Source organism: Xanthomonas sp. NCPPB 2933, assembly GCF_056725225.1.
The window spans coordinates 1,873,894-1,900,600 of sequence record NZ_CM161518.1; the positions used below are offsets into that span (position 1 = coordinate 1,873,894).

Consider the following 26,707-nt stretch of genomic DNA (forward strand, 5'->3'; position numbering starts at 1 on the left):
TAGCGCCAGCCGCTGTGCAATGTGCGCGTGGCGCGGGATTACGGTGTGGCATCGGTGCTGCAGCGGTGTTGCCGCCTGCGGCCGACTCATCCAATGCGGCGGTGTGCCGCGGGAGTAAACGATGCAAACACGACAGTTGGGAAACAGCGGGCTACAGGTGTCCGCATTGGGCCTGGGTTGCATGGGCCTGAGCTACGGCTACGGGCCGGCGACTGCGCGCAAGGACGCCATTGCGCTGCTGCATGCGGCGGTGGAGCAGGGCGTGACCTTCTTCGACACTGCCGAAGCCTACGGGCCCTTCGTCAACGAGGAACTGTTGGGCGAGGCATTGGCCGCGCATCGCGACCAGGTGGTGATTGCGACCAAGTTCGGTTTCAAGAACGGACATGCCGATGCCGGTCTCGACAGCCGCCCCGAACGGATTCGTGCGGTGGCCGAGGCCAGCCTTGCACGCTTGAAGACAGACCGTATCGATCTGTTCTATCAACATCGCGTGGACCCGGCGGTGCCGATCGAAGAGGTCGCCGGGACCGTCAAGGACTTGATCGCCGAAGGCAAGGTCAAACACTTCGGCCTCTCCGAAGCCGGTGCCGACACCATTCGTCGCGCGCACGCGGTGCAACCGGTGACCGCGTTGCAAAGCGAATACTCGCTGTGGTGGCGCGAGCCGGAGGCCAGCGTGCTGCCGACGCTGGAAGAACTCGGGATCGGGTTTGTGCCGTTCAGCCCACTCGGCAAGGGATTTTTGACTGGCGCCATCAACGCCGAGACGCAATTTTCCGACGACGATTTCCGCAATCAGGTACCGCGCTTTGCGGCCGAAGCGCGGCAGGCCAATCAGGCGCTGGTCGAGCGCATCCAGGCCATCGCGGCAGACAAAGATGCAACGCCGGCACAGGTCGCATTGGCGTGGCTGCTGTCGCGCAAGCCGTGGATCGTGCCGATTCCCGGCACCACCAAGCTGCATCGACTCGAAGAGAATCTGGGCGGCGCTGCTGTGACGTTGAGCGGCGAGGATCTTGCGCGGATCCAGCAGGCATTGGATGCGGTAGCGATTGTCGGCGAGCGGTATAGCCCGGAGCGGCAGAAGCTGGTTGGTAAGTAGTAGAGCGGCTGATCTGCTTCTTGGCTGCAGGGCCCTTGCCCGCCCACCATCGCGGGACACGCTGCAAGTACGTCCTTGTAAGCTCTTACGCGGCATCCATGCCGCGTAAGGTCCCGCGACGGTGGGCGGGCAAGGACCAGTCGAGGTGGTCGGTGCATGGCTTTCAACAAAGCAGCCAGGAAACTCTCTGGTGCGGTGTCCTTGCCGCTTGCGGGATCGTGTGGCGGCATGGATGCCGCCACCGAGCCCCCAGGGATGGGTTTACGGCGTGTCCCGCGAGCGGCGAGGGCACCGTGCGCTCGACTAACCAGGCTGTTGAGTATTCGGCTACATCCAAACGACGCGACGACGCGAAGTCTCGGTTGTCTTGGAGTGATTGAGCAGTGCGGATAAATCAGGTGTAGAGCGGCTGATCTGCGGCGTGGCTGCAGAGTCATGCCTGCGCACCATCGCAGGACACGCCGTAAGTACGTCCTTGTCTCCAGGGCGGCATCCATGGCGCCCCCGACGCCCGCGTCAACGCACCAGATCATGCCGCAGCGCATCGATCACCACCTTGAGTGCGCTCGAGGATTGGCGGCGGCTTGGGTAGTACGCGTAATAGCCGTCGAACAGGTCGCACCAGTCCTCCAGCACACGCCGCAGCTGACCGGCGGCGATGTGCTCCAGCACCATGGTTTCCGGCAGAAACGCCAGTCCACCGCCAGCCAGTGCGGCGCGCAGGATCGCGCTGCTGCCGTTGAAGGTCCATTGCCCATCCACGCGGACTTTGACTTCGCGGCCGTCTTTTTCGAAGTCCCAGGGCAGCAGGCCACCGTGCGTGGGCAGGCGCAAACCGATGCAGTTGTGCTGCGCCAGGTCGGCCGGAACTGCCGGGATGGTGTGATGCACGAAGTAGCTCGGCACCGCCACCACCGCCATGCGCTGCATCGGGCTGATCGGCACCGCGATCATGTCCTTGGCGACCTGGTCGCCCAAGCGGATGCCGATGTCGTAGCGTTCGGCGACGATATCGGCCAGCCCATAATCGACGGTGACCTCGATCTTGAGGTCGGGATACTCGGGTAGCACCTTCGATAATGCGGGCCAGATGTAGGCATCGGCCGCGTGGCCGGCGGTGGTGATACGGATGGTGCCGGCGGGTTTGTCACGGAATTCGGTCAGTGCCGACAGTTCGTCGTCGATCTCTTCCAGGCGCGGTGCCACGGTCTCGAACAAGCGTGCACCTGCTTCGGTCATCGACACGCTGCGTGTGGTGCGGGTCAGTAGACGGATACCCAGGCGCGTTTCGAGTGCGCGCACGGTATGGCTCAACGCCGACTGCGAGACGCCCAATTGCGCGGCGGCACGGGTGAAGCTGCCTTCGCGCGCCACGGTGACGAAGACCTGCAGATCGTTGAGATTTTCCCGCGCCATTGGTTGCGAATGCCGACTGCGGCGCATGCGATTCATGCCGCTGCATCATGCGCGATGCTGCGTGATGGCTCCAAATTCGAGATGTTTTTGCAGCATTGATGCGCTGTGTTTCTAGGTGCATGCGCTGCCGCTTGGGTAGTGCCGGTGCGCGTGCGCGCTACAGTGCAGGCACTTGGATCGAGGAGCACTGCCATGAATCTGTCTGCAACTGCGATGTCGCTGTCGATGATGGCTGCCGTCACGCCCGGTGGTGAAGAGCAACAACCGATCAGGGTGAGCAAGGCCGGTAGCGCCGCATCTGCAGCCGGCCCGGCCGACTATTTCACCGGCAAAGTACGCATTGATGCGCCCTTCCAGACCGAGGCGCCGGCGCGGGTGGGCGGCGCCACGGTGACTTTCGAGCCGGGTGCGCGCACCGCCTGGCACACCCATCCGTTGGGCCAGACCCTGATCGTGACCGCCGGTGCCGGGCGTGTGCAGGAATGGGGCAAGCCGGCGCAGCAGATCCGCCCGGGCGACATCGTGTGGATTCCGCCGGGCGTCAAGCACTGGCATGGCGCCAACGCGACGGTGGCGATGTCGCATATCGCCATTGCCGAAGCGCAGGACGGCTCGCCGGTGACCTGGCTGGAGCAGGTCAGCGAGGCACAGTACGCGGCCGACGGTTGACTTCCAGACACGCAGTCGTAGCGACGGACATCCAAGGCGCTCACGCATGCGCCGTATCATGGAGCCCTGTTTCCGTGACCGTGTCGCCCATGCCCGCAAAACGTTCGACCATCCCCGCACCGACGAGCCCAGCCGACTGGAAGGCGATCGAAGCTGCCGCCAGCGCCGAACTCGCCCGCCGGACCGAGCAAGCGCATCAGCAGATCCTGGGAGTGTTGACCACGCACGGGCATCTGCTCAGCGACGCGCAGCGGCGCAGCCTGCACAAGCGGTTATTGCGCGCAGGGCGCTGAGGCAGCCGCCTGTTGCAACGTCCACCATAACGGTGGACGCGTCGGCTACGCGTCGCCCTCACGCGCTGGGCCAGCGCTGCCCAACATCGCGGCAAGCCGCTCGGCGATGGTCGCCTTCAAGCCGGCGTCGAGCGGTGTCGAAGACAAGGACTCGTAGACCCACAGGCCATCGGCCGCCAGCCGGGCGATGAAGTCGTCAACTGCGGCCTGATCGTCGCCGTCGGTGGGCACCGGTGGCGCCCAGCGCTGCAATACGTCCGACCACGGCGCGGCCTGCGCGGCGTCGGTGGCCGATTCCAGCATGAACTGCAGCTCGGCCCGCGTTGCGCTTTGCGCGCAGGCGCGCGCATACGCCATGTGCCGCTGCGATGCGCTCAGCGCTTCGGCGGGCCGGCCGGCAATGTGCTGCATGCTCGCCTCCCAGTTGCCGGCCAGGTGCGCATGGATCGCAGTGAGCAGCGCCTCGCGCGAGGGAAAGTGGTACAGCATTCCGCCACGCGTCAATCCTGCCTCGTTGGCAACCGACTCGAAGGTGACCGCGGTGACGCCATCGCGGTTGATGACGCGCATGGCGGCATCGAGGAGCTTGGAGCGATTGCTTGGTCTCATCGAATCAGTGGGACGCCAGTGAGGTTGCAGAGCCCGGTCCATACCGGCGCAAAAGCACGCCGGTGACGACGGCGCCGATCGACAGCGCTGCGGCAATCACGTAAAGCACGCTGATGTACGCCGCATCGTAAGCGCTGGCCGCAGCATGTGCCAGATCGCTGCGACCGCGCGCATCGGCCAACGCCAGCGCCTGCGATACGCCAGCGCGGGCGACCTCGCCGATGCCTGCCGGGATGTCCAGCCACGCGCTGTAGAGCGCAGCGACCAGGCTGCCGAGCAATGCGACCGCAAACAGGTTGCCGAATTCGTAAGAGACCTCTTCGACCGAGGAGGCCATGCCGGCGCGGTGGGCAGGCACATTGCCGATGATGGCACTGGAGGCCGCCGACATCGCCGCACCCGCGCCGATGCCTGCAATCAGCAGGCCGCTCACGATCCAGCTCATGCCATGCGCGAACCCTGCGGCAATGACCGCCACACCGATCGCGCCCAGCGCCAGGCCGCCGCTGATCAACCGGCGCAGGCCGATCCTGTGCAGGTAGGCGCCCCCGAGCAGCGCACTCGGCAAGCTGCCGAGCGCCGCGGCGGAGACCAGCACGCCGGCGTCGAGCGGGCTGAATCCGGCGACGAGCTGGAAGCGCTGGGTGGTGAGCAATTGCAGGCCGCCGATGGCGAACATCGCAAACCCCGCCGCCAGCGTGCCGGAGAGAAAGGCCGGATTGCGGAAGATGGAGAACTCCAGCATCGGGTAGGGCAACTGCGCCTGACGGCGGACGAACAGCGCGGCAGAGACCACGGCAATGACCAGCGCCATCGCTGCCTGCATCCATGATGGCGGTGCGTGGGCGATCGCCTTGATGGCGAACACCAGGCCGGACAGCGCACCCAGCGCCAGCAACGAGGACAGCAGATCCCATTGCTTGGACAGGTCGCGCTGGCCGTGCGGGGCGAACACCAGCGTGCCGCACACCGCCAGCAGCACGACCGGTACGTTGATCAGGAACACCGACCCCCACCAGAAGTGCTCCAGCAGCAGCCCGCCGATGATGGGGCCGAGCGCGCTGCCGACGATCGACAGGCAGCCCCAGATGGCGATGGCCAAGTTGCGCTCGCGCTCGTCTTCGAACGCGTGCCGGATCAGCGCCAGGGTGGCGGGCATCATCGCCGCCGCGCCGACCGCCAGCACACCGCGCGCGCCGATCAGCAGTTCGGCGGTGGGTGCGAACGCGGCCAGCAACGATGCGACACCGAAGATCGCCAGGCCGATCAGGAACATGCGGCGGTGACCGATGCGATCCCCGAGCGTGCCGGAGCCCAGCAGCAGGCCGGCCATCACCAGCGGATACGCGTTGATGACCCATAGCGCCTGCGCGGCAGAGGCGCCGAGTTCACGACTGAGCGTGGGCAAGGCCGTGTAAAGCACCGAATTGTCGAGGGTGATCAGCAGCAGGCCGCTGGCGACCGTCAGGAGCAGCAGCCAGCGGTTCGGCGTGGGTGAATGCATGACATCCCCTGCAGGTTGATCGGATCGTAACTATACATTACGTATTGTATAGTTATTCCGGCAGGAGCTGCTGCCGCGTTGCCCCAATTCAGCTAATCATGGAGTGCCGATGTCGTCTGCCAAACAGTTCGTCCATAGCCCTTACGTGCCGTTCGACCCGAGCGTGCGTCTCTACAGCGCCGCCTTCGGGCATCTCAGCCCATGGGAATACGCGGGGTGGAAACGCGAGACGCTGGCCTGGAAAGAGGGCGTCTACCTGCATGGCGGATTGAATCCCGCATCGCCGTATCGTCTGTCGGGGCCGGGCGCTTTGGGCTTGTTGGCCGACGCCTGCATCAACGATTTCAGCAAGTTTTCGATCGGCGCTTCCAAGCATGCGGTCATGTGCAACGCGCACGGCAACGTGATGTCCGATGGCATCGTGATGCGCCTGGCCGACGAGCAGTTCGTCGCGTTCTTTCTCAATCCGTACATCGACTACCTGGTGGCATCGGGGCGTTATGACGTGCGCGGTGAGGATCTGTCCGGACAGCTGTTTCTGTTTCAGGTCGCCGGTCCGAAATCCTTGGCCGTGCTGGAAAAAGTCACCGGCGAATCGTTGCGGGATATCGACTTCCTCTGGCACCGCCCCAGCCATATCCACCTCACCAACGGCGATCCACCTGCGCAGGTGCGGATCTTCCGACTCGGGGTCGCACGCACGCTGGCATATGAAGTGCACGGCCCGTTCGAGATGGCCCAACAGGTCTATCAGGCGATCGCCGACGCGGGCGAGGAATTCGGGCTCGAACGGCTCGGCCTGCAGGCGTACGGAATGAATCACACCGAAGGCGGATTCGCGCAGTCATTCATCCATTTTCTGCCCGCATGGACGCAGGATCCGGCGTTCATGGCCTACCTCGATGGGCGCTACGCATCGGCGTTTGACGGGCTGCCCGGCAGCGCGGGACCCGATGGCCCACTGCGCTACGCCAACCCGGTGGAGCTGGGCTGGGGGCACATGATCACCTTCGATCATCGCTTCGTCGGCAGCGACGCGCTGCAGAACATCAAACGCGCACCCCGGCGGAAAATGGTCACGCTGGAATGGTCGCAAGACGATGTCGTGGCGTTGCTGGCTTCGCAGTACGCGCGCGGCAGCGATGGCCAGTTCATGCAGTTTCCGGCCAATCCGATCTGGGACGGAGAAAGCATGTCGCTGGTGGCGGCCGACGACGTGGTCGTGGGTGACACGCGTGTGGGAATCTCCAGCGGCCGCATCTTCAGCTACTACTACGGGGTGATGCTGTCGCTGGCCTTGCTGGAGATCGACGTGGCCGAGATCGGGCACCAGGTCGAGGTGGTCTGGGGCGATCCGGGTACCCATCAAAGGCGCATCCGTGCCACGGTGGCGCGCTATCCGTATCTCGATGTGCCCAAGAACCAGGACGTGGACGTTTCCAGGTTGTAGGCCGGCAACCCCGCAGTGCCGAGCTGCCGGCCAACCAGTGGAGCAAGCGCACGGTATGGTCGTGCGGCAACGCGTGCCCGCAGCAGCAGGCACGCGTTGCCGATGTTGGTGAAGAGCGGCCCCATGCGTGTCGGGGCCGCTCCACACAAGCATGGTCTGCGCCTTCAGCGCAGCCGTGGGACGGCCTGAATCACGTGCAGGACCGCCTCGCTGACGCCACCGCCACGACGCACCCTCGGTAAGGCCGCAAGGGCTTCGGGTACGGAGGGATAACCAATCATGCCAGTGCCGTCCTGCGCGGCCTCCAGTACCGTGCCGTTGGTCTGCCGTGCCAGCCGGGCAATGGCATCGGCATCGCTCGCATAGACTTCCAGGCGTGGCGATGCAACGACCGGCTGGCCATTGCGTTGATTGACCGCCACCATCAACGCGGCCTCATCGGCAGTGCCAGCAGGGCTGCTAGCCGCGTTACGCGCTGCCTGGCCGAGCGTGAGCACATACGGGCCGACGCGTGCGGGTATCCCGACATTGCCCGCAGCGCTGGCGCGGCGCGCGCCGGGCGTGCCGAGTGCCTCGTTGCGCGGGCCTGCCTGCGCCCGGCGTTGAATCCTGGCGCCGGGGACAAGCCTGAAGTCGGTGTCGCCGATACTGAAACGTTGCCCGGTGGCGGCGCGCTGAAATTCCAGCCGTTCGGCTTGTTGCGCTGCTGCGGGCACGCTGGCGAGCATGCAGAGGAAGAGGGTCGTGCCGAGAATGAGCTTCATGTCAATGTCCCAGGATGCGCAGTTTGAAACCCGTCAATCGGGCGGAAACGTCCGAGCCGGTCATGTCCGTCACTTCCAATGTCCACGCGCCGGCAACGTTCTCATCGAGGAACGCATTGCTGGTGGAGAGTGGAATATCGAAGCCGGTTCCCTGTGTGATCGGGTCGAGCGCCTGGAACGGCGTCAGCACGTGGCTACGCGTTCCGCTGGGTGAAATCAGCACCACACGCAGGTTGGTCGGCGTCTTGTGGGTGGTCTGCATCGACCATTGCACGGTGTCGACCTTGAGCGTGTCGCCCAGACGCAGTTGCAGTGTGGCCGGCGCGTCGGGCCCACCGATAACCGAGCTGCCTGCACGAGCGGCCTTCCAGCCCAGATCGCGTTGCGCCGGTAACGGTTTGAAGGAATACGCCCGATAGACCGCCTCGGCCGCGTCGACAAGGCCGAACCCGTACCAATTGCTGAAGGTGTGGCCGGCGGCGTTGGTGATCCAGCCCGGCTCAATCACGCTATCTCGGTAACGGACCACCGGTTGCGCCGGATCGATCTGGCGCGCGCTGGTGGCCAGGATGTATTTGAGGTCGCGCGCGCTGAGCGAAGGGTTGGCTTGCAGGATCAGGGCGACCACGCCGGCCACCGTGGGCGCTGCCGACGAGGTGCCATTCATGGTGGCGGTGTAGTTGCAGGATGCATCGATCGACGAACTGCTGGTATCCAGGGCATTGAGCGGTGGGGAATTCGGATCGTTCCTGTTGTCACCGACCGCGCAGCCGGTCAAATCGGTGGTGACGATGGCGGGGTCGTACAAAACGGCTTGCGGAAAATCACCAAAAAACCGGCGTTGCAAGCCGAATTCGCCGCCAAAGCCGCTGACCCACAATGCCGCGCCGGCAGAGGAGTAAGACGATCGAACGCCTTTTGCATTGACCGCGCCAGCCATGATGATCAAGGGTTGGTTGCTGACCGGGTCGGTCGCCGGAGTGGAGCAGGTCACCTGCAACGATGCAGCCAACGCAGTGCATTGCTCGACGTCATTGCCCTGGGCATCCGGGATGGTGAAACTCTGGAACGTGTTGCCGCCTGATTGAATGTACAACCCGCCCTTGCCGCCTCTGCCGCTGCGCATCAGCCGCTCCAGCGAGCGCTCGGCCGCAGGAGACACGGTCGGGTAGAACGTCAGGTCGGCGCCAAAGCTGTTGTTGAAAACCTGCACATCGCGCGCTTCGGCAGCGTTGCCCCACGACGCACGCAGATTGGTATCGAAGTCGGTGGGGCTTTCTTCGGAAGACAGAATATTGAAGCCTTTCAGCCGTGCGCCGGGAGCAACGCCGCGGCCACCGATGCCGTTCCAGCCGACCGCTGCCATGATGCCGCCGACCATCGTGCCGTGCGAATCGCCGTTGCGTGGCGTCGGGTCGTTGGACCCGTCGACAAAATTCTTTGAACCACCGGGCACCACGTTGGCAAGCAGGTCGGGATGGCGCAGCTCCAGCCCGTCATCGACAACGGCCATGGTGACGCCTTGACCGCGCATGCCCAGCGTATGCAGCGGCTCGACATTCAGATCGATTCCTGCGGTGGGGCGCGTATCTGCAATCACCGTTTGCCCATTGTTGAGCAGATGCCATTGATAGCGAAACAAGGGGTCGCCTGCTTCCGGCGGTCTTGGTTGCGCCAGCGGCGATGCAGTGGTTTGAGCCACCGCAGGTGCGATGGGCGTGATGCCGCACAGGGCCAGCAACATGGCGGAAAGCAGCCGTTGCCGTTGTGGGAGAGAAGTCATCAAGAGGGTACCTTTGAGTGGTGAGCGAGGATGTTGTGGTGTACGCGGAGATGGCGCCGCTGACAGCGCGCCAAAGGCCACGGCCGCAGGCGTGTGCCTGCGGCCGTTGAACTCACATCGGTTGCATGACCGCCTGCATCACCACCAGCGATGCCTGCGCGATGCCGCTGCTGCCTTGCAGGCTAGCCACCGCTCGCTGCGCCTGCTCGATTGAGGGATAGGTGATGACTGCGCTGCCATCCACCGTCGAGGCGTAGGCAATGCTTCCACCGGTCGTGCGGGCCAGCGACGTGGCGGTGGCTGGCGTGGTGCCGGTCAGCTTCAGCTGCGGTCTGACCAGCACCACACGTCCGGTGCGCTCGTTCACAGCAGCTGCCAGCGAGCGTTCGGTGGTGGAGACGCCAGCGCTGCGCGCAGCGCCAGCGGTGTTGTCCAGCACCACGGCATACGGCCCGATGCGTGCGGCAACCTTGCCGCTGGCCACTGCAGGTGTGGCGCTTGCGCGCGACTTGCCGGGGACCGGCGCAGATCGTTCGGCATCGTCAGGCGGCAAGTTTTCGGCGACCACCGAACCCGGCAGCATGCGAAAACTATCCGCACCGGATTTAAAGCGCTCGCCGGTGGCAGCGGCGCTGAGCGCATTGGCATCCAGGTACTGCGCGGCTTGCGCCAGGCCGGACGCCGCACCACACGCAAGCAACAACGAAACAACAAGAGTGGTCTTCATGTCAGTGCCCCACGATGCGAAGTTTGAACGTCTTGAGTGCAGCAGTGGTCCTGGGCTCGCTCATGTCGGTGACTTCCAGCGTCCACACGCCCTGCGAGGTTTCGTCCAGAAACGCGTTGCTGGAGGTAAGGTCGATATAGAACCCGGTCTTGGCATAGGCATCGGCATCCAGCGCCGAGAACGGCGTGAGCACATAGCTGCGTGTGCCACTGGGCGATACCAGCACCACCCGCAGATTGCTGGGCGTCAGATGCGCGGTTTCCAGCGACAGTTGCACCGACTCGACCTTCATTGCCTGCTTGATGCGAATCCGCTGCGTGGCCGGCCGCGCCGGCCCACCGATCTGGCTGCCTGCATTGCCGGACTTGACCCAGCGTGTGTCGCGCATCGGCGTCAGTGGCGTGAAGTTGCTGGCCTTGTAAACGGCCGCCGCGGCATCGGCCAACCCGAAGCCATACCAGTTACTGAAGCGATGCCCGGCGGCATTGGTGATCCAGCCCGGATCGATCACGCTGCCCTGATAGGCCACACGTGGTTGCCACGGATCGATCTGCCGCGCGGTGGTGGCCAGGATGTACTTGACGTCGCGCGCGCTCAGGCTGGAATTGGCACTGAGGATCAACGCGGCCACACCGGAGACAGTAGGCGCCGCTGCCGAGGTGCCATTCATGATGCCGCTGTAATTGCACGATGCATCGATCCTGGAGGAGCTACTGTCCAGTGCGTTCAATACCGCCGCGGGATTGTCGACGTTGTAGCCTGCCTGGCAGCCGCTCAGATCGGTGGAGACGATGGCCGGGTCGTAAGCGAACGGCGCGGTATCCGCCGGGAAGATCTGCGCTGCGTTGGGATAGAACTTGCGTTGTCGCCCGAACTCGCCACCCAGACCGGATACCCATAACGCAGAGCCCGACGACGAATACGAGGCGCGTTGCCCCTTGGCATTGACGCTGGCAACGACAATGGTGCCCGGCAGGTTGGCCAGCGGATCGATGTTGGCCAGGGCGCAACCGACATTCAATGTGCGCGATAGCTCGCTGCAGATGTTGACGGGCGTTCCGCTCTGGTCCGGCACGCGCAGGCGCCTGAAGCTGTTGCCCGCAGACTTGACGTAGATGCCGCCAAGACCGCCGCGGGTCGATCGCATCAAGGTTTCCCAGGACTGCTGATCCTCCACCGGAAAATCGAAGTAGATCGGCGCGACCATTCCCCAGCTATTGTTGAATACATCGATGTTGCGCGCCTCGGGTCCATCGCCCCATGCATAACGCACGCTGGCATTGGAGTTGGACGACGCCCGCCCCAGGAAATCGAAGCCGGCAAGCAGTGCTTCCGGTGCGACGCCGCGCCCACCGCGGCCGTTCCAGCCGACCGCACCGATGATGCCGGCCACCAACGTGCCATGCGCTTTCTCGGGATCGATGGGAGTTGTGTCGTGCGATCCGTCTTCGAAATTGTGCGAGCCATTCGGCAGGATATTGTCGGCCAGATCTTCGTGGCGCAGTTCCAGACCGTCATCCACCACGCCAACCCGCACGCCGCGGCCGCGAATGTCGATGGCATGCAGGAGATCTACATCCATATCCACGCCAGGGACCGGGCGGCTGTCGCCGATCACGGCCTGTCCCTGGTTGGAGATGTGCCATTGATAGCGCAGCAGCGGGTCGCCTGCGTTGGCCCGGGCAGCGGTCGCCGGCTGTGCGGCAAGCGCAGCGATTGGTGGGCTGCCGATCAGCACGGCGCCGATCAGCAGTGCGAGGTGTCGCCTGTGAAAAAGGTTCATTCCGTTTGATTCCGGTCAAAGGGTAGGCACGGTCAAAGCGACACAGTTCCCCGTCCGGTCGATCAGGCGATCGGCCAGTGCAACTGCTTCAACACATTCGGGCCGTGCCTATCGAGCCCGAATCGGCAGAATCAGTAGACGTTGAAAAGTGAATTCACGCGGCAATGGCCGCGTTGAGGAAACCCGATCAGGCAACGCCGAAGGCATGCGCCTGGCAGTACGGGCAAGTCGTCAGTACCAGGTCGGGTTGGATGCAGCGTGCAAGAGAAGAATGCCAACAGCCAGCAACAGGGTCCATGTCCGTGTATCCCGAAAGAGCCAGTGAAACGCATCCGTCCGAAACGCTGGATGGATGCGACCAGGTCGTCCGTCGGCTCCCCTGTGCGCGTCCGCGCAACCGACGCTGGCGATGCGCATGCATCGGCAGCGATCCGATTAAAGATTGGTCAATTCTTGTTCGCAAGCCAGGCACCAGGTGACATGCACGTGACCCGCTGCGCAGTTTATGCAAGGCATGCCGACTCACGCACGCAATGCGAAGTTTTTGGCACGAGATTGGTCGCTATATTTTGCGATCTATCCGGAATCTATTGATAGAAAGCATCACGACGCGCGAATCTGCTTCGCATTTGGATCGACGCGCTACGCCGATCGCGAAGGTAATGCGCCCTGGTCGCAGCATGCACGCATCAGCTGCGTCGCTGCTGTAGTGCTTTATGAATAACGGCCGCTGCTACCTGCGTCGCCATGCATGCATCTCGCACCGTTCAGCGCTGCGCACGTGCACGTACCTCCAACATGACAACGTCAGTTGCCAGCAAGACGAATGCAGGCGCCGATGCCGCGCGTGGCGTGGCGAGGCGTCAGCGCCTGCACTTCTCGATTGCACCACCTACCAGCGATACGCCACAGACATCTGGTACTGCCGCCCGGCAATCGGCCGGCCCATGAACACGCCGCCGGTCGCCGCGCCTTGCACGCGCACATTGCCTTCGGTCAGGCCCAGCGTATCGGTGATATTGCTGCCGCTGGCAGTCACTTCCCAATGCTCGCCCACATGCAGGTTGGCGCCGATATCCAGCATGTCGTAGGACGGCAGGCGCTGGCTGTTGGCCAGATCCGCAAAGCGCTCGCCCACGTAGGAATAGGTGGCAAACAGCTTGAGATCGCCGAACGGCAGCATCCAGTAATAGCTGGGCGTGATGCGGAACTGGCGCTTGGGCTGGCGCATCACCTGGTTGCCGGTGAAGTTCTGATAATCCCGGTACTTGGCATCCAGCCAGACGCCGGTACCGGCCAGCTCGAAACCGCCGAACGGGCGGACTGCCGCTTCCACTTCCATGCCGTAGGCGCGCGAATCGCCGACTGCGGTGAAGTTGGTCCCATCTGCCAGAAACGCCTGGAACGGCGAGTTCTTGAAGGTGTTGTAGAACGCGGTCAGGTACAGGTCGTAGCTGCTGGCACCGGACTTGAGCCCGAGTTCGTACTGATCCACTTCCTGCACGCGATTCTGGCCATCGCGCAGATTGTCGAAGCCGGGAAACTTCACCCCCGAGTTGACCCGCGCGAACAGGCTGTTATGCGTATCGAGCGTGAAGTTCAGCCCCGCCGTCCAGGAGAACGCCTCATCGTCCTGGTCGATGCGGCGCGTGCTGGCCAGGGCGAGCGAGGTGGCGTTGTCGTACAGCGTGTCCGGGTTGCCGTCCAGATCGACGGTGGCGGTGTCGTGCACATCGCCGGTGACGCTCTGGCGTTCGTAGCGGGCGCCCAGGTCCAGGCGCAGCCGCGCGTTGAGCTCCCATTCGTCGGCGACGAAGGCGGCGATGTTCTCGCCATCGTAGTTGGCGCGCAGGTTGAAGAACGCGGTGCTGGTGAAACCCTGGCGCGTGGCTTGTTGCCCATTGTCCAGAGCGAGATCGATACGCCGCGCATTGTTCTGCGCGGTGAGCAACATGGTGTTGCCCAGATACCAGGTGTCGGCCGAGGAATACTTGGCGTAGTACGCGCCCACAGTGAGCGTATTGCCGGCAAACAATTCGCGGCTCAGGCGCAAGTCGTTGGTGAAGGAGTTCAGGCGCTTGTCCACCGACCACCAGCCGGCTTCGAGCACCTGCTGATTCGGGTCGACCGCGCCACCGCCGTTGGTGAAGCTGCCGCTGCCGGTGGTGCCGTAGCTTGCGATGAAATCGCTTAGGCGCTGCGGTGCGTCGCCGGTGAACAGCGCATAGGTCGGCGCGCTGCCGCTCATCACGTTGAAGCGATCGGCAATGGTCCATGCGCCGGTTTCCCAGTTCAATTCGCCGCCGAACACATCGATATTGACGCCGCGTCCGTCGGCCAGATCGCGTCGGATGGTCTGTCCATTCGGCCCGACCAGCAGATCGACATTGCGGAAGTCGCGGCCGAGCAGGGTGCCAGTCTGCGCATTCAAGCCGGGGAAGCTGGACAGGTCGTTGCCGTTGTTGCGCGATAGCAGTGGAATGGCGGTATAGAAGGCGTTGTTGTCGTCGGTATGCCGCGCGTACAACGACACTTCGCCGCTGTCCCAGCGCTTGCTCAAGGTGGCGCTGAACTGGCCGCCCTTGTCGGCGGAGAACTGCGGGTCGCGCACGCCATCGGTCTCGCGAAAGAAACCGCCCACGCTGTAATACCAACCGTTGCCCATCGGCCCGCTATTGAACACGTCGATGCGGCGCAGGTCGTTGTTGCCACCGGTCAGGCGCACGCTGCCTTCGGGTTCGTCCTGGCCTTTTTTCTGGATGAAATTGACCGTCAGCCCCGGCTGCCCGTTGGAGAAAATCGGGCTGGAACCGCCACGCAACACTTCCATGCGCTCGACCGTATCGTCGACGCGGAACAAGGTGGAATTTTCCAGAAACGACAAGGTCGGTGGTGGAAACAGCGGCGAGCCATCCAGTTGCATGGTCACGAACGGCGCATCGCCTTCCGATGGCATGCCGCGCACGAAGATGTTGGCGCCGGTGCCGCCGCCGCTGGGCTCGGCCCACACGCCCGGCACGATCTTCAACAAGTCTGCAGTGCTCTGCGGCACGGCCTGCTGGATCTGTTCTGCGCTGGCGGTGGTGATCGAAAAGCTGGCATCGCGCTTGGCCAGGCCTTTGAAGCGAGCCGTGCCGCTGACGATCACCGCATCCAATGTGGTGGCGTCGCTGCGCGGTTCTGCTGTCGAGGTTTGCGCATGCACAGCGGGCGCAAGCAGTGCGCTAATGGCCAGTGACAAGGCATAGCGGGGCATCGATGACGACATGAAAGCTCTCCTTAGGAAGCGTCGCAACTGGCAGCGATGCGTGCAGTCGCGCGCGCTCTGCCAACAAAGTGACCGGCAGCACATCACAGCGCCGGTAGCGCAACGCGGTAACGCACGTTGCGTTGCTGTTCTAACGGAGTTGCCAGCAAAAGCTGTTGTGCGCCGCGTCAACACATGCCCGCGCGCGCTTGCCGCGCTTCACGCCGCGGCGCGTACCGGTGCCGCTTCCCGAATCGGCAGATTGATCAGTGCGGCGACCACCGCCAGCACCATGTCGGCGTACCACATCCAGCTGTAATCGCCGAAGCGCTCCAGCGCTAGCCCACCCAGCCACGCGCCGAAGAAACCGCCCACCTGATGCGACAACAAGGTCAGGCCGAACAACGTTCCCAGATAGCGCGGGCCGAACAGCTTGCCGATCAATCCTGCCGTTGGCGGCACCGTGCCCAACCAGGTAAAGCCCAGTGCCGCGGCGAACAGGTAGAAGGTCAGTGGCGTTGGCGGCGCAATCAGGTACAGGCCGATCAACACCGCGCGACTGGCGTACAACGCGCACAGCAACCACTTCATGCGGATGCGTTCGCCCAGTTTGCCGGCGACCAGGCTGCCGGCCACGTTGAACAAGCCGATCAGTGCGATCGATGCTGCAGACACGCTGGCAGGCAGACCGCACAGTGCGATTTCGCCGGGCAGGTGCGTGACCAGAAACGCGATGTGTACCCCGCAGGTAAAAAAGCCCAGATGCAGGCACCAGTAACTGCGATCGCGTACTGCCAGGCGCAACTGCGCACGCAAACCGATGTCGTCGTTTGCGACCGTACTGCGCGTGCCTGGCGGCGATGATCGGCGTCGCAGCGGCCAGGCCAGCGGCAAGGTCAACAACGAGATCACCGCCAGCCCGGTCATCGCCCTGGCCCAGCCGGCTGCGCCGAGCATCAACTGCACCAGCGGCGCAAACACGAACTGCCCGAGCGAGCCGCCGGCATTGATCAGCCCGGCCGCGAACGAACGCCGCTCCGGCGCAATACGACCGGCGGTGGCACCGATCAGCACCGAAAAACTGCCTGCGCCCGCACCGGCGGCAGCCAGGATGCCGAGCGAGACGATCAGCCCCCATTCGCTGGCCATCCACGGGCTCAGCCCCAAGCCCAGCGACAACAACACGCCGCCGAACAGCAGCACCGGCAACGGGCCGCGCTCGTCGGCAATCGCTCCGAACACCGGTTGCACCGCGCCCCAGACCAATTGCCCCACCGCCAGCGCGAAGCTGATCGACGCGATGCCGATCCCGGTCTGGCGATGGATCGGCTCTACGAACAAGCCGGTGGTCTGGCGCGCGCCCATCGTCAGCATCAGCATCGCCGAGGCGGTGAGCAGCAAGCCCCACTGCGCGCTCGCACGCGCTGTCACCGGGGCGCTCATGCGGCCGTCTCCAGCAATGCATCCAGGCGTTCCAGCGTTGCATGCAACTGTGCGGTCGGTGCCGCACCGAACAGCGCCTCGAGCTGTTCCTGCGCCGCCAGCCAGTGCGGTCGTGCGCGCACCAGCAACCCACGGCCGCTGCGGCTCAGCACCAGCAATTTCTGCCGGGCATCCTCGCCACGCTGGGTCTTGATCCATCCGGCCGCCAGCAACGGTTTGAGGTTGCGGGTGAGGGTGGTGCGGTCCATACCCAGCGTGTGTGCCAGCGCGCCCAGCGATTGCGCCGCATCCAGCCTGCGCAGGATCGAGTACTCGTTGAGACTCAGACCCACCGGCGCCAACGCGCGGTCGTACAGTTGGGAGGTACGCCGTGCAGCACGGCGCAGATGAAAGCAGGTACAGCCGCTGAGCTTGGACATGGGATGCCTCCACAGTGGCAAGCAGAATGCGTGTATATGCACCTATTGGTAAGTTTTAGTTGGAAGTTTCAGAATGCTGTCGCCATCCATGCGAGCGCTGGCCGCTGTCGATGGCTTGCGGTCTCCAGCCGTGTCGCTTGGTTGTGCGTGAGAGTCCCTGTGCTGCGAGCAGTGCATTCGCCTGACAGTCGAGCCTGCAAGGCCGGCCTCGGCCGCTGAGCAGGTCGCAGCGGCACGATGCGCCTTCCGGTACGCGATGCAGTGTTGGCGCAGCGATCGGATAGGCAACGCCAAAAAAGAGGCCGCCCGAAGGCGGCCTCGCTTATGACGGCAGGAGAGAGGGTACCGTCAGAAGAACATCCGCACGCCGAACGAGGCACTGCGGCCAGGCAGCATCACATCGTCCTTGAGGAAGGAGGTGTGCACGCGTGCGTCCTGATTGGTCAGGTTGTTGCCATCCAGAAACACTTCCCACGCATTGCTGCCGCGGTCCACGTGGTAGGCCACATGCGCATCGACGAACGTATAGCCGTCGGTCGCGGTTTCGTTCACCGCGATCTTGTCCTGCTTCATGGTGCGGGTGGCACCGAGCGAGGCACGCCACTGATCGGCATTCCAGCGCATCTGCGCGCCGACACGGCCCGGCGCGATACGCGGCAGGTTGCCGCCATCGTTCAGGCGCGCGCGCACGGTGTCGCCGAACACGCGCAGATCCCACGCGCCGGTGTCGTTGTTGGCCAGATGGAAGGTGGCCTCGCCTTCGAAACCGTGGAAGATCGCATCGGCCTGCGTCCACTGGCGGATCGGCAGGAAGTCGTTGTCTTCCTCATTGAACCACTGGTTGCCGGTGTCGACGATGTAGACGAAGTCGTTGTAGCGGTTGTAGTACGCGGCGACCTTGGCATCCACCCATTCGTTCTGGAAGTTCAGGCCCAGCTCGGCCTGGTTGGCCTTTTCGGTCTTCAGATTCGCATCGCCGATCTCGAAGGCCAGCGTGGCGATATGCGGGCCGTTGGCGAACAGCTCTTCTTCGGCCGGCGCGCGTTCGGCGTGGTCGAGGTTGGCGGTCAAGCGCCATTGTTCGTTGAAGCGGAAACCGCCGCTGAGCGAGAAACTGGTCGGGGTGAAGTCGCGGTCTACGCCGATGTCGGTCTGGTACTTGACCTTGTCCACGCGTGCGCCGAGTTCCGCGGTAACGCGATCCCAGCTATTGCGCGCAACGCCGAACACGCCGAGCGAACGGGTGTCGGTCTTGGGCACGAAGGATTCTTCGCCCACGGCCTGGAAGGTGGTGTCGCTGCCCTGCAGGCCGAACGCGGTCTGCCAGCCGCCGCTGAAGGTGAAGGAGGCTTCCACGCGGCCTTCGTTGGCCCGCTTGGTGAACACGGTGCCGACTTCTTCGCCTTCGAACTCGGTGTGCGCGTAATCGGTGTGGCCGAAGCTGTAACGCAACGCGCTGCCTTCGCCCCACGGATCGGTCAGCCCGCCCTTGAGGTCGTAGCGGTCCTGCTGCAGCTTCAACGACACGCCGCGCTCGCCGATCGACAGATCGCCCGGCTCGCCGGGATTGCCGTAGTTGTCGCGGAAGCGCGACGCCGAGAGGCCGACAAAGCCCCAATCGCCCGACAGCGACGCGCCGATCGAGCCCACCTTGGAGTCGATCCAGGAATTGGCCTGGCGCCCTTGCGGGGTGTCGTAATCGTTCTGGTTGCGGTACACGCCGTCGGCATGGATCGACAGCCCGCTGCCATTGCCGGCATCGACGCGGAACATATCGGTATTGCCGTCCTTGTCGCCGCCGTCGAAGCGCACTTCGGCACGGCCGCTGAAGCCGTCCACCGGGGTTTCGGCAATGCGTCCGTCGACCACGTTGACCACGCCGCCGATCGCGCCGGAGCCGTACAGCAGGGTGGACGGGCCCTTGAGCACTTCGATCTGGTTGGCCAGGAACGGCTCGATCGCCGGCGAGTGGTCCTGGCTGACCGTGGACACGTCCTGAGTGGACAGGCCATCGCGCAGCACCGCCACGCGCGGGCCATCCAGGCCACGGATGATTGGCCGGCCGACGCCGGGGCCGAAGTTGGAACTCTGCACGCCGGGCAGGCTGGACACGGTTTCGCCCAGGCTCTCGCTACGCACTTCGTCCAGACGCTCGCCGGCCAGCACTTCGACCGGGCGGCTCAACTCGCCGGCCGCATCGCGCAGCGGGCTGGCGGTGACGACCACCTTGTCCAGGTCCTTGATATGGCGGCCGCTGGAAGGGGTGGCGTCGTGGCGCGTGTCCGAACTGGGCGGGGTCTGCGGGTCGGCCGGGGCCGGCGCGTCCTCGGCCATGGCCAGGGCGGGGGTCAGCAGGCTGGTCAGGGCCAGCGTGAGCGTGGAGCGGCGAAACGAGGAAGCGAGGCGAGGATGCATGGCGGGCCGGACTCTGTGATTGTTACTTTATATCAATGATAAGGCGCAGCTTGGCTGCTGGGCCGACGGCGAGATCTGCGGCTGCACAGTGCAGTGGCGCGGATCCGGGAGCGAGTAAGCTCTGGAACAAGCAAGATGTTATATTATTCCACGTCGCCGCGAACACCTGCTGGAAGTCATGCCTCTACCGTCCCTTCGCCATGTGCTCGACCGCTTCGGTGCGACCGGTTCGCTGCTGTGTGCCGTGCATTGCGCCGTGCTGCCGTTGGTGCTGGCACTGGCGCCGTCGTTAGGCCTGTCGTTCTGGCTGGGCGATGGTGTCGAGCTGGCGATCGTGGTGTTCGTGAGCCTGCTGGGCCTTTTCAGCCTGGTCCTGGGCTATCGCCGGCACAAGGCGCTGCATGCGCTGGCGCTGCTGCTGCCGGGGTTGCTGCTGCTGTGGGCCGGCCTGCTGTACGACCCGCTGCACCACGCGGCGATCCCGCATGCGGTGGTGATGACGCTGGGCGGTGCGCTGGTCGGTATCGCCCATCTGGTCAATCTGCGTCTGAACCACGGGCATGCCCACGTTCACGACGCCAGCTGCGCACACTAGCCCAGGCTGCGCTGGCCGGGGCCGTCGTGGTAGGCTTGCCGGCCTTGCGCGAGGGCGCCGCCGGCGTAAACCTCGCCAGACCCCGTGTTCAGCGCGGGGATTTTGTATTCAGTATTCACATTCAGGAGTCGACGAACATGGGTAAGGGTGACCGCAAGACCGCCAAGGGCAAGCGCTACAATTCCAGCTACGGCAATTCGCGCTCGCACGCGGTGAGCAAGGTTGTCGTGGGTGCAGCTTCCCCGGTTGCCAAGAAGGGCGTGGTCAAGGCCCCGGCCAAGAAGGCTGTAGCCAAGAAGACCGTCGCCAAGGCCGGCTGATTCCTAGCCCGCTTCGCGACACCAGAACGCGGCGCTTGCGCCGCGTTTTTTTATGTCCGAGGTCAGCGCAAACGCGCGCGTTATTGCTAGCGCGTCGTTTCCGCAGCCGGCGGTTGGCTGGCCGCCGCCGGCGCCAGCAACTGTTCGGCCAGTCCGCGATAGATTGGCGTCTTGCACACCAGCCCGGACACCGCACGCGCAATCAGCACGGTGGCCAGGATCGGCAGCAGCATCTGGCTGGTGTCGGTGAGTTCCAGCGAGATCACCGCCGAGGTCAGCGGTGCCTGGGTCACGCCGGTCAGATAGGCGCACATGCCCAGCAGCACGAAGGTGCGCGGGTCCACGCCCGGCATCAGCACCGACAGGTTGTGGCCGATGCCGGCGCCCACCGCCAGCGCCGGCGAGAACAAGCCGCCCGGGATGCCTGCCAGGTACGAGACCAGATTGGCCACCAGCTTCATCAGCCCGAATTCGTGGCCGACCACCGCATGCCCCTGCACCAGACTGCGCGCCTGCTCGTAGCCGGTGCCGAACGCGCCTTGCCCGAACACCAGCGCCAGGCCGACCAGGGCCAGGCCGCACAGCGCGGCCAGCAGCACCGGATGGCGCTGGCGCAGCGTTGCCAGCCAGCGCGGCTTGCCACTGACGCTGGCCAGCACCAGGCGCGCAAACACCCCGCCGAGCAGACCGGCCACGCCGCCGCACAGCGCGATCGCCAACCACGCCTGACCCAGCGGCAACGCCACCGCCACCTTGCCGAAATAGGTGTAGTTGCCCAACATGCCCAGCGACACCACGCCACCGACGATCACCGCCGTGAGCAGGGTGCCGGAGAAGCGGTGCTCGAAACGCCCGCTCAGTTCTTCGATCGCAAACACCACGCCGGCCAGTGGCGTGTTGAACGCCGCCGCGATACCGGCCGCGCCGCCGGCAAGCAGAAAATGCGAGAGCTCGCGCGGATCGTGAAACCCGAACCAACGCCCGAATACATGCATCAGGCTCGCGCCGACATGCACGGTGGGACCTTCGCGGCCCACCGAGGCGCCACCGAACAGCGACAAGGTGGTCAAGGCGAGCTTGCCGATCGACACGCGCAGCGACAGATTGGTTTCGCGAAACGCCGGATCGTTATGTTCCAGCGCAGCGATGACCTGCGGGATGCCGCTACCGCGCGTGGGTCGCATCGCGCCGGAGGTGAGCCAGGCCAGCAAGGCGAAGATGCCCGGCGTCAGCAGCAGCGCCCACCAGATCGAATGCGCGGTGATGCGCTGAAACAACTGGAAGGCCGCATCGCTGGCCTTGGCGAACACGATCGCCACCAGTGCCACCGCAATGGCGCCACCCCACAGTGCAGCGCGACGACGCCAGCCTTCGCTGGATAACAACGGCCGCAGCCGGCGCGGCGAGGGATCGGAAGCAGACATGCCGCTATTGTCGCATCGGCGCGCCGATGCTGCGACGCGTCACTCAGCGTGCGTCGGCCGGCGGCACGCGCAAGGCCGGCAACAAGGTGGCGGGATTGCCATCGTTGGGCGCGGCGGGAATTCCCAATAGCCGCGTCATCAGGGAATACACATCGACATTATCGAAACCCGGCAAGGTCTTGCCCTGCGCCAGATCCGGGCCTTGCGCCAGGAACACCGCGCGCATCGACGGCAGCGCCGGATCGAAGCCGTGCGAGCCGCGCATCTGACCGGGCACGCGCTTGGCCAGCTTGTCCGGAAACAGTGCGTCCCAGCCTTCGTGCATCTGGCACACGATCGGCGGAATGCGCGGGTGCGTGCCGTACTGCCAGCGTGCGGGCAGCGCTGCCTTGCGCCAGCAGTCGTACTGCGCATGCGCACCGAGCAGGGTGGCTTCGGCGCGCGCCTGCTGCCCGGGCACGGGATCGAAGCTGATCACCTGGCCTTCGGTGATTGCAGTGGCGATGGTGGGCGGCGCCAGGTCTTCCACGCTGAGCGCATGCCCGGGCGGCACCTCGGCCATGCCGTGGTCGGAGACCACGATGATGTTGGTGCGGCTGCGCGTGCCGTTGCGCTGCATGCCGGCCAGCAGGCGGCCGATTGCGCCATCCACCGCGCGCACGCTGTCGGCGTACTCGCGCGACTCTGGGCCATGGTCATGGCCGGCTTCGTCCACGTGTTCGAAATACAGCGTGACCAGGCGATTGGTTGCGGCGCCTGATGCGTCCAGCCAGCCCAACACCTCGTCCACGCGCGCATCCAGACCGGTGCCTTCTTCGTAGTGGCGCCAGCGCGTGGGGCGCACGCCTGCGATCGCCGCCTCGCTGCCTGGCCACGACCAGGTCGCTGCATGCATACCGTTGTTTTCGGCACCCACCCAGATCGGTTCACCGCCCCACCAGCGTGCATCGCCCACGGCGTCGGGCTTGCTCAGCCAGAAGCTGCCGAGCACCGGGTCGCGCATGCTGTTGTGCACGATGCCGTGGTGGTCCGGGCGCAGGCCGGTGACCAGCGTGTAGTGATTGGGAAAGGTCAGCGATGGATACGACGGGGTCATCCAGCGCGCACGCACGCCGTCGTGCGCGAGCTGCGACAGGTTGGGCGTGATGCCGCGATCGAGCATGTCGGCACGCAGGCCGTCGATGGAAATCAGCAGCAAGGGATGCGGCGTGCTGGATGGCGCTTCTGCCGATGCCGGTTCGCTGGAGACGGCCGGTGGCGCGCTGCGCGGCATAGTGCTGGTACAGGCCGTGAGCAGCGCAAACGCGGTGGCGGCAAACACAAAACGTCGATCGATCATCGCGCCAGTTTACGGCGCGGCAATGACTTCGCGAAGTCAGCGCACCTTGGTTGCAGAGCGTTCGGCGAACAGGTCGTCGGCAGGTGCGCTCTGGCGCGGCGACCAGCCTTCCAGCTGCAACAATGCCTGCTTGGTTGGCAGGCCGCCGCCGAAGCCGGTCAATGCACCGTTGGCGCCGATCACGCGATGGCAGGGCAGCACGATCGGCAGCGGATTGCGGCCATTGGCGGCGCCGACTGCGCGGCTGGCGGCCGGCCGTCCTACTGCTTGTGCAAGTTGCGCATAGCTCCAGGTCTGCCCGAACGGAATCTGCGCCAGCGTGTGCCAGACCTGCAGCTGAAACGGCGTGCCGGTTGGTGCCAATGGCAGATCGAAACTGCGCCGCCCGCCGTACAGATAGTCGAGCAATTGCTCGCGTGCCTCGCGTACCAAGGGTGCATCGGGATCATGCAACCAACGCGCGCGGCCGAGCGCGTCGTAGCGATTCTGCGCGAACAGGATGTGGTGCACGCCGGCGTGATCGGCGGCCACGCTGAGTGCGCCGATCGGCGAGGGGAAGGTGTCGTAATACAACGTGCTCATGAACGGGTGTCCTTGCGATCGACGGCGAGATGCCACAGGTGCAATACGGCGTAGGCGCGCCACGGCCGCCACGCCTGCGAGCGGGTTTCGGTGGCGCGTTCGCTCAGCCGCTCCGGCGTGCCGAGCACCTGTTGCAGGATCAGGTCGCCGGCCGGAAACGCATCCGGATGCGATAGCGCACGCATGGCGATGTACTGCGCGGTCCACGGCCCGATGCCGGGCAACGCAGTGCAGGCGGCGACGAACTCGGGCAGGCGCTGGCCGGCGCCGAAATGCAGCCGGCCTTGCGCGCATGCCGATGCCAATGCACGCAGCGTGGCGGCACGTGCACGTGGCAGGCCGAGTTGCTCCAGCGGCGCCTCGGCCAGCTGCTCCGGCGTGGGAAAGATACGATCCAGCCCGGGTGGCATGTCGACATGATGGCCGCCATGGCGCTCGACCAGCCGCGCCGCCAGCGTCGCCGCACCGGCCACGCTGATCTGCTGGCCCAGTACCGCGCGCACCGCCACTTCAAAGCCGTCCCAGCCGCCCGGCACGCGCAGGCCGGGGCGGCGCGCGATCGCGTCGGCCAGCAACGGCTCGGACGCCAGCGTGGCGTGCACCGCCTGCAGATCCGCATCCAGATCGAACAACCGGCGCACCCGGCGCACGATCTGCGGAATCTGACGCGGGTCGGTCGCACCAATGCGCAGCAACAATTCCGTACGCTGCGGCGCCGCGCTGACGTCGATCAGCGTCGCGTTGCCCGGCGTGCCGATCACGCGTCGGTAGCCGCTGGCGTCGACCTGCTCGATGCCGGGAATCGCACGCCGCTGCAGAAACGCCAGCATCGCGGGTAGATCCAGCGGCGGCCGATAGCCGAGTCGCAAGGTCAGTTCGCCACCCGGCACCTCGGCACGCTGCTTGCGCAACGCCGATGGCGGCATGCCGCAGCCATCCAGAAACGCCGCGTTGAAGCGCCGCAGGCTGTTGAAGCCGGCCGCCAGTGCGACCTCGGTGACCGGCAATGCGGTTTCGGTCAGCAGTTGCTTGGCCAGCAGCAGCCGGCGCGTGCCATGCACCTGGATCGGCGTGGCGCCGAGCTGCTGCACGAACTGACGCTGCAACTGGCGCGCACTCAAGCCCACCGCATCGGCCAGCGTCTGCACCGGCTGCTCCTGCAGGGCGCCTTCGACAATCATCGCCAACGCACGCTGCACGCTTTCTTCGCCCAGATGCTGCTGCGCCTGCGGCGACAGTTCCGGCCGGCAGCGCAGGCATGGCCGGTAGCCGGCCGCACTGGCCGCTGCCGCAGTTGCGTAGTAACTGATATTGCCCGGTTTGGGCGGCGGCGCCGGACATACTGGCCGGCAGTAGATACCGGTGCTGCGCACTGCGGTGAAGAACAACCCGTCGAAGCGTGCATCGCGCGCCAAGCGGGCGCGGTCGCATTGAATTCGGTCGGGCGTGGCAGTCTGCATGGCGCCAGTCTATGCGCTCGTTCCGACCACGGCTGGCCGTTTTCGGACAGCGTTGCGCAGGGCATGCGTGTTCATGGCAGGGTCAAACGGTTGGCCCATTCAGCCATAGACTGAGGGTGATCTCGGTCGCGGTCTGTGTCCTACCTCATGCTGAAACTGCTCTGTCTCTCTCTTTGCTGCGTGCTGGCGCTGTCTGGTTGCGATCGCACCGGCACCTCTGCCGATGCGGCCATTGCGCAGCAGAACGGCGCGGGGCAGGCCGGCGATGGCGACCATATGGTCTCGGTGGATACGCCCGAGCCGGTGGCGCCGCCGCCGCGCCCGCGCGCGCAAACGGGCGAAGCGGGGTGGCCGCAGGCAGAGCTGGACGCGGGCAAGGCCTGGATCAGCTGCGCCACCGATTACAGCAGCGAAGCCGGCGATGGCACGCTGCTGCCGGCGCTGGATCGCGCCAGTGTGGAAGCGGCGCTGGCGCCGTGTCGCGACACCGGGCTGCTGCGGGTGCGTTACGCCGGCAAGATCAACGCCGGCTTCGCTGCCTTGGTGTGGCGGCTGGCAGCAGTGGCCGAGCAACTGCAGCTACCGCATCGCATCCTGGATCTGGATTCCAGCGGCGGGCAGGTGGAAGCGGCGATCCGCGCCGGCGATACGATCGGCGAATCCAACTGGACCATCTGGGTGCGCGAAGGCTCGATCTGCCACAGCGCCTGCGTGTTCGTGCTGGCTGCCGGCGACAACCGGTTGGTGGCCGGCAAGATCGGCATCCATCGCATGATGCGGATCAGTTCCAAGGCCACCTCGCGCGCGGAACTCAATCGCGAATTGCGCGAGGTCTACGGCAACGTCAAGGATTATCTGGAGCGCAACGGCGTGGCGGTGGCAGTGGCCGATCTGATGATGACCGTGCCCAACCGCAGCCTGCGCCTGCTCACGATGGACGAGCTGCGCGAGTACGGCCTGGATGGCACCAACGCGGTGCAGGACGATCTGGAGCGCATCCGCCAGATGCGCAAGTGCGGCGACGCCTTCGTGCGGCGCAAGGATGCGTTTCTGGTCGCCTTCGATCAGAAATGCAAGAGCGAGGGCGCCGATCTGGAGGCGGTCAACGCCTGCGGCCTGGCCTTGAAGCAGCGCTTCGGTTTCCCCGATGCCACCTGCCCGGAAGAAAGCCCGCTGGCCGAAACCGATGCTGCGGCGCTGCCGGCAACCTCCGACCCGGCGGAGGCGGCGGAGGCGGCGGACGCGGCTGCGGGCGACACCCAGCTCGCCACGCCGGCCACGGCACCAGCACCGGCCGCTGCCGAATCGGTCTCCGAGCCGGCGCCGGCCCCTGTTCATAGCGAAGGCTGAGCTTCACGCC

22 protein-coding genes are annotated in these 26,707 nt (G+C 65.1%); 7 read left to right on the forward strand and 15 right to left on the reverse strand.

The window, feature by feature from the left end; all coding sequences use genetic code 11:
• The first annotated feature begins 121 nt into the window (after positions 1-121).
• A complete protein-coding gene (locus AC1PLU_RS07490) occupies positions 122-1,105 on the forward strand; it encodes an aldo/keto reductase (protein ID WP_481108096.1) in 984 nt (327 codons plus the stop codon).
• Positions 1,106-1,621: 516 nt separating this feature from the next.
• On the opposite strand, the gene AC1PLU_RS07495 is transcribed toward AC1PLU_RS07490, so the two are convergent.
• A complete protein-coding gene (locus AC1PLU_RS07495) occupies positions 1,622-2,521 on the reverse strand; it encodes a LysR family transcriptional regulator (protein WP_055827392.1) in 900 nt (299 codons plus the stop codon).
• A gap of 192 nt (positions 2,522-2,713) precedes the next feature.
• Here AC1PLU_RS07495 and AC1PLU_RS07500 point away from each other — a divergent pair, with 192 nt between their 5' ends.
• Together AC1PLU_RS07500 and AC1PLU_RS07505 are read left to right on the forward strand one after the other, a co-directional pair.
• Positions 2,714-3,190: a (R)-mandelonitrile lyase gene (locus tag AC1PLU_RS07500; RefSeq protein ID WP_481108097.1), complete on the forward strand. Its 477-nt coding sequence runs from the start codon at positions 2,714-2,716 to the stop codon at positions 3,188-3,190.
• Between the two features lie 89 nt (positions 3,191-3,279).
• A complete protein-coding gene (locus AC1PLU_RS07505; RefSeq protein ID WP_055827398.1) occupies positions 3,280-3,483 on the forward strand; it encodes a hypothetical protein in 204 nt (67 codons plus the stop codon).
• Positions 3,484-3,528: 45 nt separating this feature from the next.
• Here the strand turns inward: AC1PLU_RS07505 and AC1PLU_RS07510 are convergent, their stop codons facing one another.
• A complete protein-coding gene (locus tag AC1PLU_RS07510; RefSeq protein ID WP_481108098.1) occupies positions 3,529-4,053 on the reverse strand; it encodes a TetR/AcrR family transcriptional regulator in 525 nt (174 codons plus the stop codon).
• Positions 4,054-4,096: 43 nt separating this feature from the next.
• Positions 4,097-5,596 carry an MFS transporter gene (locus tag AC1PLU_RS07515; RefSeq protein ID WP_481108099.1) on the reverse strand — a complete coding sequence of 500 codons (1,500 nt, stop codon included), beginning with the start codon at positions 5,594-5,596 and terminating at the stop codon, positions 4,097-4,099.
• A gap of 109 nt (positions 5,597-5,705) precedes the next feature.
• Here AC1PLU_RS07515 and AC1PLU_RS07520 point away from each other — a divergent pair, with 109 nt between their 5' ends.
• Positions 5,706-7,046 carry a hypothetical protein gene (locus AC1PLU_RS07520; protein ID WP_481108100.1) on the forward strand — a complete coding sequence of 447 codons (1,341 nt, stop codon included), beginning with the start codon at positions 5,706-5,708 and terminating at the stop codon, positions 7,044-7,046.
• A gap of 164 nt (positions 7,047-7,210) precedes the next feature.
• Here the strand turns inward: AC1PLU_RS07520 and AC1PLU_RS07525 are convergent, their stop codons facing one another.
• The 8 genes from AC1PLU_RS07525 to AC1PLU_RS07560 all read right to left on the reverse strand — a co-directional run bounded on the left by AC1PLU_RS07525 (position 7,211) and on the right by AC1PLU_RS07560 (position 19,627).
• Positions 7,211-7,810, reverse strand: coding sequence for a hypothetical protein (locus tag AC1PLU_RS07525; protein WP_481108101.1), 600 nt, complete (start codon positions 7,808-7,810; stop codon positions 7,211-7,213).
• Between the two features lies 1 nt (position 7,811).
• Positions 7,812-9,554: a S8 family peptidase gene (locus AC1PLU_RS07530; RefSeq protein WP_481108482.1), complete on the reverse strand. Its 1,743-nt coding sequence runs from the start codon at positions 9,552-9,554 to the stop codon at positions 7,812-7,814.
• A 151-nt stretch (positions 9,555-9,705) separates the two neighbouring features.
• Positions 9,706-10,320, reverse strand: coding sequence for a hypothetical protein (locus tag AC1PLU_RS07535; protein WP_481108102.1), 615 nt, complete (start codon positions 10,318-10,320; stop codon positions 9,706-9,708).
• 1 nt (position 10,321) lies between these two features.
• Positions 10,322-12,070: a S8 family peptidase gene (locus AC1PLU_RS07540; RefSeq protein WP_481108483.1), complete on the reverse strand. Its 1,749-nt coding sequence runs from the start codon at positions 12,068-12,070 to the stop codon at positions 10,322-10,324.
• A 925-nt stretch (positions 12,071-12,995) separates the two neighbouring features.
• Positions 12,996-15,371 (reverse strand): TonB-dependent receptor, encoded by a 2,376-nt coding sequence (locus tag AC1PLU_RS07545; protein ID WP_481108103.1) that lies wholly within the window; start codon positions 15,369-15,371, stop codon positions 12,996-12,998.
• A gap of 198 nt (positions 15,372-15,569) precedes the next feature.
• The gene (locus AC1PLU_RS07550; RefSeq protein ID WP_481108104.1) at positions 15,570-16,793 is read right to left on the reverse strand and encodes an MFS transporter; all 1,224 of its coding nucleotides are present in this window, start codon (positions 16,791-16,793) and stop codon (positions 15,570-15,572) included.
• The gene (locus AC1PLU_RS07555) at positions 16,790-17,212 is read right to left on the reverse strand and encodes a MarR family winged helix-turn-helix transcriptional regulator (protein WP_481108105.1); all 423 of its coding nucleotides are present in this window, start codon (positions 17,210-17,212) and stop codon (positions 16,790-16,792) included. Before AC1PLU_RS07555 ends, AC1PLU_RS07550 begins: the two co-directional genes overlap by 4 nt.
• A 348-nt stretch (positions 17,213-17,560) precedes the next feature.
• Positions 17,561-19,627 (reverse strand): TonB-dependent receptor, encoded by a 2,067-nt coding sequence (locus tag AC1PLU_RS07560; protein WP_268214611.1) that lies wholly within the window; start codon positions 19,625-19,627, stop codon positions 17,561-17,563.
• Positions 19,628-19,805: 178 nt separating this feature from the next.
• Between AC1PLU_RS07560 and AC1PLU_RS07565 the strand changes: the two genes are divergently transcribed.
• Entirely contained in the window at positions 19,806-20,222 is a 417-nt protein-coding gene (locus AC1PLU_RS07565; RefSeq protein ID WP_006450151.1) for a MerC domain-containing protein, read from the forward strand.
• Between the two features lie 137 nt (positions 20,223-20,359).
• Positions 20,360-20,542: a 30S ribosomal protein THX gene (locus AC1PLU_RS07570; protein ID WP_006450150.1), complete on the forward strand. Its 183-nt coding sequence runs from the start codon at positions 20,360-20,362 to the stop codon at positions 20,540-20,542.
• An 86-nt stretch (positions 20,543-20,628) separates the two neighbouring features.
• On the opposite strand, the gene AC1PLU_RS07575 is transcribed toward AC1PLU_RS07570, so the two are convergent.
• Genes AC1PLU_RS07575 through AC1PLU_RS07590 form a run of 4 tightly spaced genes read right to left on the reverse strand, consistent with a single transcriptional unit; the run spans position 20,629 to position 25,347 of the window.
• Complete coding sequence (locus AC1PLU_RS07575; RefSeq protein WP_481108106.1) at positions 20,629-21,966, reverse strand: chloride channel protein; 1,338 nt, start codon at positions 21,964-21,966, stop codon at positions 20,629-20,631.
• 43 nt (positions 21,967-22,009) lie between these two features.
• Entirely contained in the window at positions 22,010-23,305 is a 1,296-nt protein-coding gene (locus AC1PLU_RS07580; protein WP_481108107.1) for an alkaline phosphatase family protein, read from the reverse strand.
• A gap of 36 nt (positions 23,306-23,341) precedes the next feature.
• Positions 23,342-23,887: a methylated-DNA--[protein]-cysteine S-methyltransferase gene (locus AC1PLU_RS07585; RefSeq protein WP_481108108.1), complete on the reverse strand. Its 546-nt coding sequence runs from the start codon at positions 23,885-23,887 to the stop codon at positions 23,342-23,344.
• Positions 23,884-25,347 (reverse strand): DNA-3-methyladenine glycosylase 2 family protein, encoded by a 1,464-nt coding sequence (locus AC1PLU_RS07590; RefSeq protein ID WP_481108109.1) that lies wholly within the window; start codon positions 25,345-25,347, stop codon positions 23,884-23,886. Before AC1PLU_RS07590 ends, AC1PLU_RS07585 begins: the two co-directional genes overlap by 4 nt.
• A gap of 147 nt (positions 25,348-25,494) precedes the next feature.
• Here AC1PLU_RS07590 and AC1PLU_RS07595 point away from each other — a divergent pair, with 147 nt between their 5' ends.
• Positions 25,495-26,697: a COG3904 family protein gene (locus AC1PLU_RS07595; protein WP_481108110.1), complete on the forward strand. Its 1,203-nt coding sequence runs from the start codon at positions 25,495-25,497 to the stop codon at positions 26,695-26,697.
• Positions 26,698-26,707: the final 10 nt, after the last annotated feature.